10 protein-coding genes are annotated in these 15,889 nt (G+C 73.8%); 7 read left to right on the top strand and 3 right to left on the bottom strand.

Annotation, left to right across the window (positions count from 1 at the left end):
* On the bottom strand, positions 1 to 1,109 hold a 1,109-nt coding region (locus V6V16_RS26950), incomplete at its 3' end, for an N-acetylmuramoyl-L-alanine amidase (protein ID WP_334566590.1).
* A 20-nt stretch (positions 1,110 to 1,129) separates the two neighbouring features.
* Positions 1,130 to 2,581, bottom strand: a complete 1,452-nt coding sequence (locus tag V6V16_RS26945) for an FG-GAP repeat domain-containing protein (protein ID WP_334566588.1) — start codon at positions 2,579 to 2,581, stop codon at positions 1,130 to 1,132.
* A gap of 350 nt (positions 2,582 to 2,931) precedes the next feature.
* Between V6V16_RS26945 and V6V16_RS26940 the strand changes: the two genes are divergently transcribed.
* The 6 genes from V6V16_RS26940 to V6V16_RS26915 all read left to right on the top strand — a co-directional run bounded on the left by V6V16_RS26940 (position 2,932) and on the right by V6V16_RS26915 (position 13,877).
* Complete coding sequence (locus tag V6V16_RS26940; RefSeq protein ID WP_334566586.1) at positions 2,932 to 6,219, top strand: DUF2961 domain-containing protein; 3,288 nt, start codon at positions 2,932 to 2,934, stop codon at positions 6,217 to 6,219.
* On the top strand, positions 6,219 to 8,342 hold the full coding sequence (locus V6V16_RS26935) for a family 43 glycosylhydrolase (RefSeq protein ID WP_334566583.1): 2,124 nt from the start codon (positions 6,219 to 6,221) through the stop codon (positions 8,340 to 8,342). The genes V6V16_RS26940 and V6V16_RS26935 overlap by 1 nt, the downstream gene beginning before the upstream one ends.
* A 71-nt stretch (positions 8,343 to 8,413) precedes the next feature.
* On the top strand, positions 8,414 to 9,976 hold the full coding sequence (locus tag V6V16_RS26930) for a sugar ABC transporter ATP-binding protein (RefSeq protein ID WP_334566580.1): 1,563 nt from the start codon (positions 8,414 to 8,416) through the stop codon (positions 9,974 to 9,976).
* Positions 9,973 to 11,046: an ABC transporter permease gene (locus V6V16_RS26925; protein WP_334566577.1), complete on the top strand. Its 1,074-nt coding sequence runs from the start codon at positions 9,973 to 9,975 to the stop codon at positions 11,044 to 11,046. Before V6V16_RS26930 ends, V6V16_RS26925 begins: the two co-directional genes overlap by 4 nt.
* A 27-nt stretch (positions 11,047 to 11,073) precedes the next feature.
* A complete protein-coding gene (locus V6V16_RS26920; RefSeq protein ID WP_334566574.1) occupies positions 11,074 to 12,075 on the top strand; it encodes a substrate-binding domain-containing protein in 1,002 nt (333 codons plus the stop codon).
* 167 nt (positions 12,076 to 12,242) lie between these two features.
* The gene (locus V6V16_RS26915) at positions 12,243 to 13,877 is read left to right on the top strand and encodes a fucose isomerase (RefSeq protein ID WP_334566572.1); all 1,635 of its coding nucleotides are present in this window, start codon (positions 12,243 to 12,245) and stop codon (positions 13,875 to 13,877) included.
* A gap of 27 nt (positions 13,878 to 13,904) precedes the next feature.
* Here V6V16_RS26915 and V6V16_RS26910 read toward each other — a convergent pair whose 3' ends face one another.
* Positions 13,905 to 14,957, bottom strand: coding sequence for a LacI family DNA-binding transcriptional regulator (locus tag V6V16_RS26910; protein WP_334566570.1), 1,053 nt, complete (start codon positions 14,955 to 14,957; stop codon positions 13,905 to 13,907).
* A 372-nt stretch (positions 14,958 to 15,329) separates the two neighbouring features.
* On the opposite strand from V6V16_RS26910, the gene V6V16_RS26905 reads away from it, so the two are divergent.
* A partial coding sequence (locus V6V16_RS26905) for a M23 family metallopeptidase (RefSeq protein ID WP_334566568.1) occupies positions 15,330 to 15,889 on the top strand: 560 nt, incomplete at its 3' end.

Below are 15,889 nucleotides of genomic sequence, written 5' to 3'. Positions count from 1 at the left end.
CCCGGCCCGGCACCGGCGTTGACCAGGGAGACGTAGTAGTTCCAGTTCCAGTGCGGCCCGGGGTCCGTGTGGTCGTTGCCCGGCAGTTCGTGATGGCCCTTGATCGCGGTGCGGTTCTTCGGCAGGCCGTACTTGTCGCAGAGGTAGCGGGTCAGCGCCGCCGACGAGCGGTACATGGACTCGGTGAACCAGCCCGGGTTGTCGACGAAGCCCTCGTGCTCGATGCCCACCGAGTACGGGTTGGCCGACCGCGCGTGGTAGGCCGTGTCGCCCTCGCGCACCATCTGGGTGACCTCGCCGTTGCTCGACCTCACGACGTAGTGCGCGCTCACCCCCGCCGACGGGTTCTGGAACCAGCTGATCGTGCCGGCGTAGGAGCCCTGGGTCACGTGCACCACCACCGTGGTGATCCGCGAGGACCGGCCGGGCGAGTAGTTGCCGCCGTACGCCGAGACCCACCGGGCGGGCGCGTACTCGGGCACCGCCGCGGCGACGGCGTCGCGCGAGGGCGTGCCGGCTACGGGGACGCGGCCGTAGCGACCGAGTTCGGGTCGCACCCGCCGTGGCGCGACCCGTACGGCCGCCGTGCTGATGCCGGCCTGGAGCAGGTTGTAGACGTGGTCGGCGTAGAGCCGCGCCGTCGCGTCGTCGACGGCGTGCGCGTAGCGCGCGACCACCGGATACCAGGCGGAGATCCGGTCCCGGTCGGCGGCTGTCAGCCGTTCGGCGTCGGCGAGGTCCCGCAGGACGGCCGCGCCGCCCCGGATGTTGGCCGCCGTGACCGACTTGAGCGCCCCCACCGGCTGCCCGGTCAGCTCGGCCGCGCGTTCCAGGCTGCGCTGGTGGGGGTTGCTGACCAGGTGCATGACGCCGTAGCCGTTGGCCTGGCTGGGGCGGCCGTCGTGCCCGTCGAGCCGGGTCTCGCCGTAGCCGACGGCGATCAGCAGGTCCCTGGGTACGTCGAACTCGCCGGCCGCCCGGGCGAACGCCGTGTCGAGCGGGCCGGCGGAGCGGGCCGGCGCGGCGGTGGCCGGCGCGACGGGGCTCAGTAGCGCCGCCGCGAGGACGGCGGCGACGCCCCCGCGCCAGGCGGGTCTGCTGGGTCTCATGGTGGTCTCCCGTCCGCGGGTCACAGGGTGGTCTCGCCGTTCAGGCCGAAGTAGTCGTGCCATCTGGTGCTGGCGCCGAAGGTGCTGCCGGTGGAGAGCGCCACGTGCACGTCGTTGGTGCTGCCCTTCGTGAAGACGACGATGTCGTCCCTGCCGTCTCCGTTGACGTCGGCGAGGTAGGGGAACTCGCCGGCGAGGCAGAAGAAGTCGTGCCACTTGACGGTGGTGCCGGCGAAGGAGGTGCCGGTGGAGGTGGCGGCGTAGACGTCGGCGTTGGCGTCGCAGGTGAAGGTGACGACGTCGTCGCGGCCGTCGCCGTCGATGTCGCCGACGCGGGGCAGTTCGGCGCCGACGGCGAAGAGGTCGTGCCACTTCCGGGAGGCGCCGAAGGCGGCGCCGGTGGAGAGGGCGACGATGACGTCGGCGGCGGTGTGGGCGCCCTGGGTGAAGGTGACCAGGTCGGCGCGGCCGTCGCCGTCGACGTCGCCCAGGGCCGGGTACTCGCCGGCGATCGAGAAGTACTCGTGCCACTTCACCGCCGTTCCCGCGAACGACGAGCCGGTGGAGAGCGCCACGTAGACGTCGCCGGCCGCGTCGTGGGTGAAGGCCACGATGTCGGCGCGGCCGTCGCCGTTGACGTCGCCGACCGCGCCGATTTCCGCGCCGAGGGCGAACCAGTCGTGCCACTTCTGGCCGGCGCCGAAGCCGCCGCCGTTCGACAGCGCCACGTACACGTCGCCGGTGTTGCCGTGCGCGAAGGTGACGACGTCGTCCTTGCCGTCGCCGTTGACGTCGCCGGTCGAGGCCGTCTCGCCGCCGATGGAGAAGAAGTCGTGCCACTTCACGGAGGTGCCGGCGAAGCCGGCGCCGGTGGAGGTGCTCACGTAGACGTCGGCCAGGGCGTTCTGGGTGAAGGCGACGATGTCGTCGCGGCCGTCGCCGCTGAGGTCGGTGGCGGAGCCGCCGGCCATGGCGTGCGTACGCGCCGCCTCGGCGAGCAGCGTCCGGGCCTTGGCCGCCACCTGGTCGTAGCGGTCGGGGAAGCCGGAGCGCTGTACGCACTGCGCGACCTGGCCGGCGGTGTAGCCGGGGTTGTTCCGGTCGCAGACGACCGCCCGGGTGACGTACTGCGTGCTCGCGTACACCGGGTCCATGATCTGCTCCGGGGTGCCCCAGCCGTAGTCCCAGCGCTGCTGGAACACCCCGAGGGACGACTTGTCGCCGCACGGCAGGTTGTTCATGTGCGACTCGACCCAGCCCGCCTCGAACGCGGACAGCATGACCTTGTCGTTGACGTTGTGGGCCCGGGCGACGCGATAGACGATCACGGTGACCGCCCGGTCGTGGTTGGCCGGGATCGAGGTGCAGGCCAGGGGGCCCTTCGGGATGTCGGCCCGGGCGGGCGCGGTCGCCGCGACGGACGCGAGCACGGCGCAGAGGCCGACCACCAGGGCCAGGGGAGTGCGTCTCACGATGCTCCTCCGGAAGAGTCAGCGGGGGCTGGGAGCGGGTTGGTCGCGGCGGTGCCGTCGCCGCGGGTCGGCGGCGAGGCGGACGCCCTCGGGGCGTCGTCGCGAGGCCGTCGCGCGGGCAGGCCCGTCGCCGGGTGGGAGCCGACGGGGCGCGGCGGCGTGGACCTCGGGAGTGGGAAATCGATTGCCGAGGAGTATCGCCAGGAGCCTCACGGCTGTCAATGCGTTCCGGCATCTTCCTTCGGCAACTGAGCGCGGGCCGTAAGGTATTGACATCTCACGATGTCCCCCGGTTAACTCCCGAGCAATCGATTTCTCGTGACTCCCGACGGTCATCTGGAGGGACACCCATGAAGCCTCACACCCGCCGCTGGCTGGCTCTCGCCGCGGCGTTGGCGACCATGATCCCCCCGACGGCGGCGCACGCCGCCCCGGCCACGCCGGAGCCGCCCGCCGCCGGCCGGGCCCCCGCCGCGCTCGCCGTCGTCGACGACAAGGGCCCCGTGGGCTGGGACGCCTACCGTCGGCTCGACCGGCTGCCCGAGCTGGCGGCGGGCAGCCGCACCAGGCAGTTCTCCAGCTTCGCCCGGGACGGCTCCAACGACGACGGCTTCGTGGGCACCTACTCGTGCCTGCGCCAGGACGCCGGCTGTGTCATCGCGGAGGACCGCGGCCCCGGCGAGGTGCAGTCGATCTGGTTCACCCGCGACGAGGGCGACGTCAGCGCCACCGGCTGGATCCGGATCGAACTCGACGGCGTGACGGTGGTCGACACCGGCCTCCAGCGCCTCGTCGACGGCGGCCTCGGCGCGCCGTTCGTCTGGCCCCTGGTCAGCAACGCCGACCAGACCTCGGGCGGCGTCACCGTCAAGGTCCCCATGCCCTACCGCGACTCGATGCGGATCACCACCCAGTTCAACCCGCTCTTCCATCACGTCACCTACCGGAAGTTCGCCGACGCCGTCGGGGTGTCCACGTTCGACCCCGCCGACCGGGCCGCCGACGTGCTGGAGACGCTGCGCTCCGCCGGGCTGCGCGATCCGAAGCCCGGCCAGCCCGGTTCCAGCACCCGCGCCGCCAGGGCCGACGTGCCGGCCGGGGGACAGGCGACGCTCGCCACGCTCGCCGGCCCTGGTGCGGTGACGGCCCTCAGACTGCGGCTGCCCGACGGCGCGGCCACCGCGTCGGCCCTGTCGGGGCTGCGGCTGCGGATCGCGTTCGACGGCCGGAACACGGTCGACAGCCCGGTGGGGGAGTTCTTCGGCGCCGGACTCGGCGAACGCGACGTCCGTGCCCTGATGTTCGCCATGGACGCCGCGCCCGGCGGCTGGTACAGCGCCTGGTGGCCGATGCCGTTCCGCGCCACGGCGACGATCTCGCTCACCAACGCCACCGGCGTGCCCGTCAACGGCGTCCAGACGGAGGTGACCTCCGCGCCCGGCACCGCCTGGACGGGCGCGCTCGCCCCCGACGGCGCGGCGGGCTACTTCACCACCCAGTCGCGCCGCGCCGAGACGGTGGGCGGCAGCGACTGGATCGTCGCCGAGCAGTCCGGTCGCGGGCGCTTCGTCGGCGTCTCGCAGACCGCCCGGGGCCACATCACCGGCGGCAACACCCGCAACTACCTGGAGGGCGACGAGCGGGTGCACGTCGACGGCTCCCCGACGCCGCAGATCTACGGCACCGGCACGGAGGACTTCTACGAGTCCGGCTGGTACTTCAACCGGGGCGAGTACAGCGGCGCCTTCACCGGCAACACCGCCCACCTGTTCCGCTCCGGCGGATGCGTCGACGAGTGCGACGCCGTCTACCGGCTGATGATCGGCGACGCGGTGCCCTACGCCACGGCGCTGCGCTTCGGCATCGAGCACGGTCCCGCCAACGACATGCCGGCGAACTACGCCTCGACGGCCTTCCTCTACACCCAGCCGACGGTCGCCCTGCGCCGCACCGACACGCTGGTCACCGGGGACCCGGCCAGCCGGGCCGGGCACGCCTACGCCGACTCCGGGCGGCAGTACCCGCTCACCACCGCCTACGAGGGCGACGACGACAACGTCACCGTCACCGGTCAGGCGCGCGCCACGAGCGGCGCCGTCAGCTTCCGGCTCGCCGTCGACCCGGCCAACCAGGGGGTACGGCTGCGCCGCCACGGCGACCAGGCCGCCGGCTACCAGCAGGCCGCCGTGTCGGTCGACGGCAGGCCGGCCGGCGTGTGGCTGCAACCGCTCGGCAACGCCCGGCAGCGCTGGCTGGCCGACGACTTCGTCCTGCCCGCCACGCTCACCGCCGGCCGCTCGACGGTGACGGTCACCCTGACCCCGGCGGCCGGTGCCCCGCAGTGGACCGCCGCCCGCTACGAGGCGGACAGCATGATCGCCCCCTTCCTCGACGTCACCGCCCCCGCCGCGGCGGCGGGTCTCGCGCTGGCCGGCGGGCGGGTGCACGCCCTCGGCCTTTCCTGGTCGGCGTCGCCGGACGACGTGGGCGTCGCCGGCTACCGGGTCTACGCCTCGCGCAACCCCGCCGTGGCGATCACGCCGGCCAACCTCGTCGGCACGACCCGTACGACCACCTTCCGGCACGGCCCGCTGCCGGCCGCGCAGACCCGCCACTACCGGGTCGTCGCGGTCGACGGCGCGGGCAACGCCTCCCCGCCCTCGGCCGAGGTGTCGGCGACCACCCGCACCCGCAACAGCAGCGACGCCGACGGCGACCGCCGCGACGACGCCGTCGCGTTCACCCGGGGCGCCGCCGCCGACGTGACCACCTCCCTCTCCGACGGCACCAGGTTCGTGCCCGACGCCCGCAGATGGAACGACCACTTCGCCGTGGGCGAGGAGATCCCGCTGACCGGCGACGTCAACGGCGACGGACGGGCCGACGTCGTCACCTTCACCCGGGGCGACAGCGCCGACGTCTACGTCGGACTCTCCACCGGCACCGCGTACGCCGCCGGCGTGAAGTGGCACGACTTCTTCGCCACCGGCACCGAGATCCCCGCGATCGGCGACGTCGACGGCGACGGGCGCGCGGACATCGTCACCTTCACCCGCGGCGCCGCCGGCGACGTGTACGTGGCCCTCTCCACGGGCACCGGCTTCGGCCCGGGCGTCAAGTGGCACGACCACTTCGCCATCGGCGAGGAGCTGCCGGCGGTGGGCGACGTCGACGGCGACGGGCGCGACGACATCGTGACCTTCACCCGGGGCGCCACGGGCGACGCCTTCGTCTCCCTCTCCGACGGCACCCGGTTCGTCGAGGACGGCTGGAAGTGGCACGACTCGGTCGCGCTCGGCGACCAGCTGCCGGCGCTGGGCGACGTCAACGGCGACGGACGCGACGACGTGGTGACGTTCACCCGCGGCAGCACCGGCGACGTGCTCGTGGCGCTCTCCGACGGCGGCCGCTTCGTCGGGCAGGCCGGCAGGTGGCACGACTGGTTCGCGGTGGGCGACGAACTGCCCGGCATCGGCGACTTCAACGGCGACGGAAGGGCGGACCTGGTGACGTACACCCGGGGAACCAGCGCGGACGCGTACGTGGCACTCTCGACCGGCGGCGGCTTCGGAGCCGGTGTCCGCTGGCACGACCAGTTCGCGCCCGGCACCGACCTGCCCCGCCCGAGCGTGTCGTGATGCGCGCCTGCCGGATGTTCGCGGCGCTCCTGCTCGCGGCCGGCCTGGTGGCGGTCCCGGCCGGCCCGGCCGCCGCCGAGGAGCCGGTACGGGCGGAGGCGGAGTCGCTGCCGGTCGCCTCGTCCACCGCACCGGTCGAGGCGCAGTCGAACTGCTGCGGGGTCGCCTGGTCGGCCGGCCGGCAGCTCTGGCTGCGGGCCACCCGGGCGGGCGACTCCGTCACCGTCACGCTGCCCTCGGTGCCGGCCGGGCAGTACGACATCGGCGGCGTGCTCACCCGCGCCGCCGACTACGGCACCCTGCGCTTCGCCGTCGACGGCGTGGCCGTCGGCCAGCTCTTCGACGGCTACGCCCCCACCGTGCGGCGCGCCGAGGCGGTGCCGCTGGGATCGGCCTCACTGACCGCCGGCACCCACCGGCTGACGGTGACGGTGACCGGCCGGTCGGCGTCCTCGACCGGCTTCCTCGCCGGCCTGGACACCGTCACCCTGCGCCGCGTCGGCCCGCCGGCGTCGGTCACCACCACGCCGTACGAGACGGTGGGCGAGACGCCGGCGCGGGGGCCGCTGACCCGGGTCTACGACCCGGGCGTGGGCGAGGCGTCGGCCTGGTACTACAACGACCACACCATCGTCCGCGACCAGCGGACCGGGCTCTGGCACGTCTTCGCCGTCACCCACGCCGAGCCCGGCGCGCCACAGGACGAGCGGAGCTTCGGCCACGCCACGGCGCCGACGCCCACGGGACCGTGGACCAAGCAGCGGCCCGTGCTGGTGGCCGACCCGGGCGCGGGCGAACGGTGGATCTGGGCGCCGCACGTCGTCTACGACCGCGGCGTCTACCACATGTACTACGCGGCCGGGAGCCCCGACTACGCGAACTACCGGATGCACCTGGCCACCTCGACCGACCTGTTCACCTGGACGCGCAGCCCGGCCAACCCGCTCTTCACCGACGGCTGGGAGGGACGCGACCCGATGGTGACCCGGGTCGGCGACCGGTGGGTCATGTACTACACGGCGACCTCCGATCCGCAGGGCGGCAACCACGTGGTGGCCTACCGCACCAGCACCGACCTGCGTACCTGGGGCGCTCGGGGCGTCGCGTACGCGTCGCCGCACACCGGGCGGGCCGCCGGGCAGACCGAGTCGCCGTTCGTGCTGCGCCGGGGGGAGTGGTGGTACCTCTTCGTCTGCTGCGACGGCACCGACTACGGCGCCGCGTACCGGCGCACCGCTGTCTACCGCAGCCGCGACCCGCTGCGCTTCGAGGGCGCCGAGCGGGTGACCGTGATCGACGCGCACGCCGCCGAGGTCGTGGTCGACGGCGACGACTGGTACCTCAGCCACGCCGGCTGGGGCCAGGGCGGGCTCTGGCTCGCCCCGCTGAACTGGGCCACCGGCGTCGTCGCCCGCGGCTACACCGTGCACACCGGCTTCCTCCGCGCCGACGTGCGGACCTGGCCGCACACCCGGATCGCCGCGCTGGCCGTCGACCCGGCCGGCGCGGGGGCGCACCGGCCGGCCCTGGACTCCTCGCACCGCGGCACCGCGCCGTACCTGGCCGTCGGTCGGTTCGACGTCACCGACCGGGCGGGCCCGCCGGCCCGGGTGGACGTCTCCGCCGACGGCTCCCGGATCAACCTCGTCGGCATCCGGATGGGCGACGAGCCGGTCACGGCCGACTGGCTGCTCACGGTGGCGCTGCGGTGGAGCGGGCCGTCGTTGCAGAGCGACGTCTCGTGGTCGGTCGACGGCCCGACGACGGCGCCGGTCTGGGAGGCGGCGTTCAACGTCGACGGCGCCCTGCCGACGGTCGGCGACCCCGCCGTGGGGGCGCGCCCCACGGGGGACGTGACCGGGATGCCGACGTGGACGATGGCCACCGGTCCGGGACTGTCGCTGGTCGCCGCGCACCGGTGGGCGTCGGCCTGGCGTGGCGACAACACCTGGTACGACGCCGGGCACTCGATGGCGGCCTGGCAGCCGCTGTGGCGGGCCGGGGGCACGTCGTGGCTCCCGGGGCGGTACCCGGGCGGCACCTGGCGCTTCGCGGCCAGCGCGGCGGCCCGGGACACCGCGTTCGCCGACACCGTCCACGCGGCCCTCAACGCCGTGCCGTGAGGGGGACGGACGGTGCCGTGCCGGACGGCCGGTCGCAGCGGGTACCCGGTCCGCGCTCCTCGGCGGCTGGCGTGAGCGACGCGGTGGTCGTCGCCATGACCGGCGTCGCCAAGCGCTTCGGCGGCGTGCAGGCCCTGCGCGGCGTGGACCTGGCGCTGCGCGCCGGCGAGGTGCACGCCCTGCTGGGCGAGAACGGGGCCGGCAAGTCGACCCTGATCAACATCCTCTCCGGGGTGGTCACCGACTACGAGGGGCGGGTCTCGGTCCGCGGCGAGGTGGTGCGCTTCGCCCACCCGGCCGCCGCGCAGGCCGCCGGCATCGCCACCATCCACCAGGAACTCGACCTCGTGCCGGCACTGTCGGTGGCCGAGAACCTGGTGCTGGGCCGCGAGCCGCGCACCCGGCTGCGGACGCTGGACCGGCGGGCGATGCTCCGCGCCGCGCACGACTGGCTGGCCCCGCTCGGCGCGGACCTCGACCCCCGCCGGCCGGTCGGCTCGCTGCGGGTCGGCGAGCAGCAGCTCGTCGAGATCGCCAAGGCGCTCAGCCTCGACGCCCGGGTGCTCATCATGGACGAGCCGACGGCCGCCCTCGCCGACGCCGAGGTGCGCCGGCTGATGGACACGATCGACGCGCTGCGCCGGGGCGGGGTGGCGGTCGTCTACATCTCCCACCGGCTGGAGGAGATCGAGCAGATCGCCGACCGGGCCACCGTCCTGCGCAACGGCGAGGTGGCCGGGACGCTGCGCCCCCGCCACGTCGACCGGCCGCGGATCATCGCGCTGATGGTCGGCCGTCCCGCCGAGGCGATGTTCGACCCGGGGACCGGCGCGCCCGCCCCGGCCGCCCCGGCGACGCCGCCGCTGCTCGAGGTGGCGGGCCTCGCCGTGCGGGCCCGGGCCACCCGACCCGGGCGCTGCGAACCCGCCGGCGTCGACCTGACCGTCCGCGCCGGGGAGATCGTCGGCCTGGCGGGGCTGATGGGAGCGGGACGCACCGAACTGCTGGAGACCCTCTACGGCGCGGGCCCCGCCGGCCGGCGCACCGGCGTGGTCCGGCTGGCCGGCCGCCCGTACGCCCCGCGCGACCCCCGCGCGGCGCTGCGCGCGGGGGTCGGTTTCGTACCCGAGGACCGGCGCCGCTCCGCCCTGGTCCTCGACCATCCCGTCGGCCGGAGCATCGTGCTGGCCGCCCTGCGAGGGCTCTGCACCGCCGGCGTGGTGCGCGCCGGTCGCGAGCGGGTCGCCGTGCGCGGGCAGGTCGCCGCCCTGGCGATCAGGACGCCGTCGACCGACGCCCCCGTCGGGGCGCTCTCCGGCGGCAACCAGCAGAAGGTCGTCTTCGCCCGGCACCTGCTCACCCGCCCCCGGCTGCTGCTGCTCGACGAGCCCACCCGCGGGGTCGACGTCGGCGCGAAGGCGGAGATCTACCGGCTGCTGCGCGGGCTCGCCGACGAGGGGATGGGCATCCTGCTCGCGTCGTCGGAACTGCCCGAGCTGACCGGCGTCTGCGACCGGATCGTGGTGCTGCGGCTCGGACGCGCCGTCGCCGAGCTCCCGGCCGGCGAATGCACCGGCGAGGACATCCTGACCGCGGCGATGGGCGGCACGGCCGCCGGAGGGGACGACCGATGACACACCTGCGCGCACCGGGCGAGGAGCCGGGTACGCCGGTCGCGCCGGCGCCCCCCGGCGGCCCCGGACGGTGGCGCCCGCCGGCGGGCGGACGAGCCCTCGCCGACCGGCTCTTCGCCGTCCAGAGCCTCTTCGCGCTGGTCGTGGTCTTCGTGGTGGCCGTCGCCGCCTCGCCCCGCCGCGACGGAGAGATCCTCTTCCTCTCCACGGAGAACCTCGGCAACATCGTCCGCGCGGTCTCCGAGATCGGCATCATCGCGGTCGGGATGACGTTCGTCGTCCTGCTCGGCGGCATCGACCTCTCGGTGGGCGCCATCCTCGGCCTGTCGGCCGTCGGCACCGCCACGCTGATGGTCGACTCCGGCCTCGGCATCCTGCCCGCCGTCGCCGTCGTGCTGCTGATCGGCGCGCTCTTCGGCGCGTTGCAGGGTTACGCGACCGCCCGGCTCGGCATCCAGTCGTTCATCGTCACCCTGGCCGGGCTCCAGGTCGCCCGCGGTCTCGCCCGGATCTGGTCGGGCGGGCTCGGCATCCCGATCTCCTACGGCGACGGCCCGCAGCAGGCGCCGCCGGCCTTCGAGATCCTCAACGGCACCCTCAACGGGGTGGTGCCCGTCCCGGCGGTGCTCTTCGTCGGCATCGGCGTGGCCGCGATCGTCGTGCTGCGCAAGACCGCCTTCGCCCGGCACGTCTACGCCATCGGCGGCAACGAGAAGGCCGCCCGCCTCTCGGGCGTCCCCGTGCTGCGGGTCAAGGTCACGGTCTTCGCCATCGCGGGCCTGCTCGCCGCGGTGGCCGGCGTCATCCACGCCGGCCAGCTCAACCAGGGCAGCCCCAACGACGGCGCGGGCTACGAACTGGACGCCATCGCCGCCGTGGTGATCGGCGGCACCAGCCTGGCCGGCGGCACCGGCTCGATGGGCGGCACCCTCGCCGGGGCGCTGCTGCTCGGCATCCTCAACAACATCCTCGCGCTCAACAACATCGACGCCAACGTGCAACTGCTGATCAAGGGGTTGGTGATCGTCGCCGCCGCAGGGCTGCAGAAGCTACGCCGCAGCATCGTCTGAACCACCACCGAAACAAGGAGCGTCATCATGCGCACCCGTACCGTCCTGCTCGCGCTGCTCTGCACCGCGGCGCTCGTCACCTCCACCGCGTGCAGCGTCGAGAAGCCGTCCGACGACGCCGGTGCCGCCGCCGGCGACTGCGGCGCCGGCAAGGAGTTCCTCATCGGCATGTCGCAGGCCAACAACGCGGAGCCCTACCGGCAGGTCATGAACAACGACGTGCAGACGGCGGCGAGGTCCGTCCCCGGTTTCAGCGTGGTGGTCTCCGACGCGGCGCAGGACAACAGCAAGCAGGTCGCCGACGTGGAGAACTTCCTCACCCAGAAGATCGACCTGCTGGTCATCTCGCCTAACGAGGCCAAGCCGCTGACCGCGGTGGTGCGCAAGGCGCACGACCGGGGCATCCCGGTCATCGTGCTGGACCGGAAGGTCGAGGGCGAGGCGTACACCGCCTTCATCGGCGGGGACAACGTCGCCATCGGCCGGGCGGCCGGCGAGTTCTACGCCCGGACCCTGCTGCCCGCGGGCGGCAAGGTCATCGAGATCACCGGCCTACCCGGCTCCACCCCGGCGGCCGAACGCGCCCAGGGCTTCCGGGAGGGCATCGCGGGCAATCCGAAGATCGACGTCGTGGCCTCCCAGCCGGGTGACTGGCTGCGCGAGAAGGGACAGTCGGTCGCCGACGCGCTGCTCAAGGCGCACCCGGACGCGGCCGCCGTCTACGCCCACAACGACCCGATGGCCGAGGGCGCCTACCTCGCGGCGAAGGCGGCCGGGCTGCACACGAAGGTGAAGTTCACCGGCATCGACGCCCTGCCCGTGCCGTCGGGCGGCATCAAGGCCGTCGAGCAGGGCCGGCTCGCCGCGACTTTCCAGTACGCCACCGGCGGACGGGAGGCCGTCGACCTGGCACGCCGCATCCTCGTCGACTGCGACAGGGACGTCCCGCGCGTCACCACCCTCGACACGACGCGGATCACCAGGGAGAACGCCGCCGAGACGTACGCCCGGCTCGGCGGCGTCGCCTGACCGACGGCGGGCGCGGGCCCACCCACACCTGACGACCCGAGCCGCACCGGGCTCTACCGGGAGCTGTACGTCGGGTCGAGATCCGTCGCCCACGCGCTGGCCACCCGCCAGACGCGCCTCAGCACCCCCCAGCCAGGCACCGACGAGCCAGTGGAGGAAGTCACCCCGTGAGCAACTACACCGTACCGGTGCTGGTGGACCCGCCGGCCGCCGTTGCCGACACCGTCTACACCGTCGCCAGCGGCGACCTGCGGCGCAGCGCCAACGTGGCCGGCTGGCCGACCCAGCAGCGCCTGGAGGCGGACCTCGCCGCCGCGGTCGACGCCCTGGGCTGGCACACCCGGCGGGCCCACCCGGTCGACGACGCCGCCGGGCACGGCTTCATCGACAGCCAGCGCGCCGGCATCGAGGTCTTCAGGCGGATCCCGCCCGACGCCCCGCTGGTCGTGGTGGAGGCGGTGTGGCAGTACAGCCACCACGTGCTCGCCGGGCTGCGCGCCCACCGCGGGCCGATCCTGCTGGTGGCGAACTGGAGCGGGGAGTTCCCCGGCCTGGTCGGCCTGCTGAACCTCGCCGGCAGCCTGACCAAGGCGGGCGTGGCCTACTCCGCGCTGTGGAGCGAGGACTTCACCGACGAGTGGGCCCGCGAGGGCCTGAAGACCTGGCTGGCGACCGGCGAGCTGCGTCACGACGAGAGCCACGTGCGGGACCTGCCGCCGTTGCCGCCCGACGCCGAGGTCGAGCTCGGCGTGGCGCTGGCCCGCCAGCTGGTGCGCGAGCGTGCCGTCATCGGCGTCTTCGACGAGGGCTGCATGGGCATGTACAACGCGATCATCGACGACGAGCTGCTCAACCCGCTCGGCGTGTTCAAGGAACGGCTGTCGCAGAGCGCGCTGGTCGCCGAGATGTCGCGGGTCTCCGACGAGGAGGCCGGCGGGGTGCGGGAGTGGCTCGACTCCGCCGGCATGACCTTCCACACCGGCACGGACGAGGCGACGGAGCTGACCGACGCGCAGCTGCTCAGCCAGTTCAAGATGTACGTCGCGGTGCTGCGCATCGCCGACGACTTCGGCCTCGACGCGGTCGGCATCCAGTACCAGCAGGGGCTGAAGGACACGGTACCGGCGAGCGATCTGGCCGAGGGCCTGTTGAACGACGTGTCGCGGCCGCCGGTCAGCAGCCGCGACGGCTCCCGCGAGCTCTACCCGGGCCGGGCCCTGCCGCACTTCAACGAGGTCGACGAGGGCGTCGCGGTGGATTCGCTGGTGACCAACCGGATCTGGACCGCGATGGGGATGGACCCGTCGACGACGCTGCACGACATCCGCTGGGGGGAGCGGTACGGGTCGGACTTCGTCTGGGTGTTCGAGATCTCCGGCTCGGTCCCGGCGTCGCACAACGGCGGCTACCACCGGTCGTACAGCATGCGGCAGCCGCCGATGTACTTCCCCCTGGGCGGGGGCACCCTGAGCGGCGTCTCCCGGCCGGGCGAGATCGTCTGGTCGCGGGTCTTCATCATGGACGGCGTGCTCCACGTCGACCTGGGCCGGGGGAGCGTGGTCGAGCTGCCGGCCGCCGAGACGGAGCGCCGGCTGCGGGCCACCACACCGCAGTGGCCGATCATGCACGCGGTGCTGCACGGCGTGGGCCGCGACCAACTGATGGCGCGGCACCGGGCCAACCACGTCAACGTGGTCTACGCCGTGGACGCCGAGGCCGCCGACCGTGCCCTGCGGGTCAAGGCCGCCATGTTCGACGAGCTCGGCGTGCGGGTCCACCTCTGCGGCGACGTCACCCTGTGAGCCGGGCCGATGTCGTCGACGCGGGACTCAGTGGACCCGGGCGGGCTCGCCGCGGTCGCCGGCGAGCCGGTCACCCGGTTCGGGCCGGGCCCGGATCGAGCTCTCCCGGACCCGCAGGGCCGTGCGCAGGGTGACGGTCGAGGGCGCCTTCGCCGGGTGGGCGATCCGCTCGGTGAGCAGCGACGCGGCGGCCCGCCCCAGGTCGTACGTGGGCTGCGCGACGGTGCTCAGCGAGGGCCGGACGAGGTGGGCCCACGGGATGTCGTCGAACCCGACCACGCCGCACCGGTCGGGTACGGCGACGCCCCGGTCGACCAGGCACTGCACCGCACCGACGGTCATCAGGTTGTTGGCGACGAAGACGGCGTCGGGTGGTTCGGCGGCGTCCAGCAGCGACACCATGGACCGGTAGCCGCCCCGCTCGCGGAAGTCGGCGAACCGGACCAGCTCCTCGGTGGCCGTCCGACCGGCCGAGCGCAGGGCCTGCTGGTAGCCGCGCAGGCGTTGCAGGGCGGTGGAGATCCGGCGCGGGCCGGTGATGCAGGCGATCCGGCGGTAGCCGCCGTCGAGCAGGTGGGCGGTGGCCGTCTCCGCCCCGTGCACGTTGTCCACGAGCACGGTGTCCACGGCCACCCCGCGTGGCTGCCGGTCGATCGCCACGACCGGCATCCCCGCCTCGGTGAGCCGGTTGATCAGGGCCGGCCGCCCGGAGGGAGAGATGATCACGCCGGCCATCCGCTCGGCCAGGGCCGCGGTCACGTAGCGGGACTCCTTGTCGGGATCCTCGTCCCCGTTGCAGAGGACCACCGAGAAGCCCGCCTCCTGCGCCACGTCCTCGATGCCGCGCACCAGGGCGGTGAAGAAGGGGTTGCCGATGTCAGAGATGATCACCGCCCACAGGCTGGTCCGCTGCCGGCGCAGGCTGCGGGCCACGGCGTTGGGGCGGTAGTCGAGGTCGAGCACCGCCTGGCGTACCCGCGCCGCCAGGTCCGGGTCGACCGACGAGTGCCCGTTGAGCACCCGGGACACCGTCGACGCCGAGACCTCGGCCTTCCGGGCCACGTCGTAGATGGTCGTCATGCGGCCGTCCCCCGTCGGTGTCGTACGTCGAGCGCGGTCTGGGACCGCGCGGGCGGGCCGGGCGGGCGCCGTCCGACTGCCGACCCGTCCGGCGCTGGTCGACCGGAGGGCGCGGTGCGGGCGGGCGGTCGACCTCCCTCGCCCCGCGAGCGGGCGGCGTCCCGCCGGGCGTCCGACGGTCACGGGGAGAAATCGATTGCTCACGAGTAAACGTCGGCGTGCCGGCGGCTGTCAACGGGGGCGGCCCGCCGTCTCGACATGAAGGAAGGCCACGCGCGGCCGGGGCCGCCAGGAAGGTACTGAACTCCGTCGAAGGGGCGGATTCAGCGGACCCGTCCTCATCCACCCACGTCTGTCCGATCGGAGTCAACGATGTCACCCCACCCCCGACACCCGGCGCGCCGCGTCCTGGCCGCCCTGCTCGTCCTGGTCCTGGGCGTCCTGGGCGGTGCGTTCGCGCCGTCCTCTCCCGCGCTCGCCGCACCGAACTTCAAGGCGCCGTTCCCCTGCGGGCAGCGGTGGACCTACGGTCACCACGGCGCCGAGGTGCGGCTGGCGCTGGACTTCGTCCGCGCCGACGGGGGGAGCACGGCGGGTACGCCGCAGGTCGCCTCCGCCGCCGGTGTGGCCCGCCGGTACTCACAGCCCAGCGGCGCGGGCAACTACATCGTCATCGACCACGGCGGCGGGTGGACCACCTACTACTTCCACCTGAGCGCCTACTCGGTGCCGGACGGGGCCTACGTGCAGCAGGGCCAGCAGATCGGGCTCACGGGCAGCACCGGCAACTCCTCCGGCGCGCACATCCACTACGAGCAGCTCTACAACGGCGTCGGGCAGACGATCGTGCTCAACGGGATGTCGCTCGCGCCGTACCCGGGGCAGTACCACCAGAAGTACCTGGTCAGCGACAACTGTGGCGGATCGTCGAC

The sequence above is a fragment of the Micromonospora sp. CPCC 205561 genome, from assembly GCF_036906775.1.
Lineage (GTDB): Bacteria > Actinomycetota > Actinomycetes > Mycobacteriales > Micromonosporaceae > Micromonospora.
This window is presented reverse-complemented; position numbering and strand designations above follow the sequence as displayed.

Excerpts from the sequence above, each read along its gene's own strand:
- V6V16_RS26940 (WP_334566586.1), top strand. The coding sequence starts at position 2,932 with ATGAAGCCTCACACCCGCCGCTGGCTGGCTCTCGCCGCGGCGTTGGCG.
- V6V16_RS26935 (WP_334566583.1), top strand. The coding sequence starts at position 6,219 with ATGCGCGCCTGCCGGATGTTCGCGGCGCTCCTGCTCGCGGCCGGCCTG.
- V6V16_RS26925 (WP_334566577.1), top strand. The coding sequence starts at position 9,973 with ATGACACACCTGCGCGCACCGGGCGAGGAGCCGGGTACGCCGGTCGCG.
- V6V16_RS26920 (WP_334566574.1), top strand. The coding sequence starts at position 11,074 with ATGCGCACCCGTACCGTCCTGCTCGCGCTGCTCTGCACCGCGGCGCTC.
- V6V16_RS26910 (WP_334566570.1), bottom strand. The coding sequence starts at position 14,957 with ATGACGACCATCTACGACGTGGCCCGGAAGGCCGAGGTCTCGGCGTCG.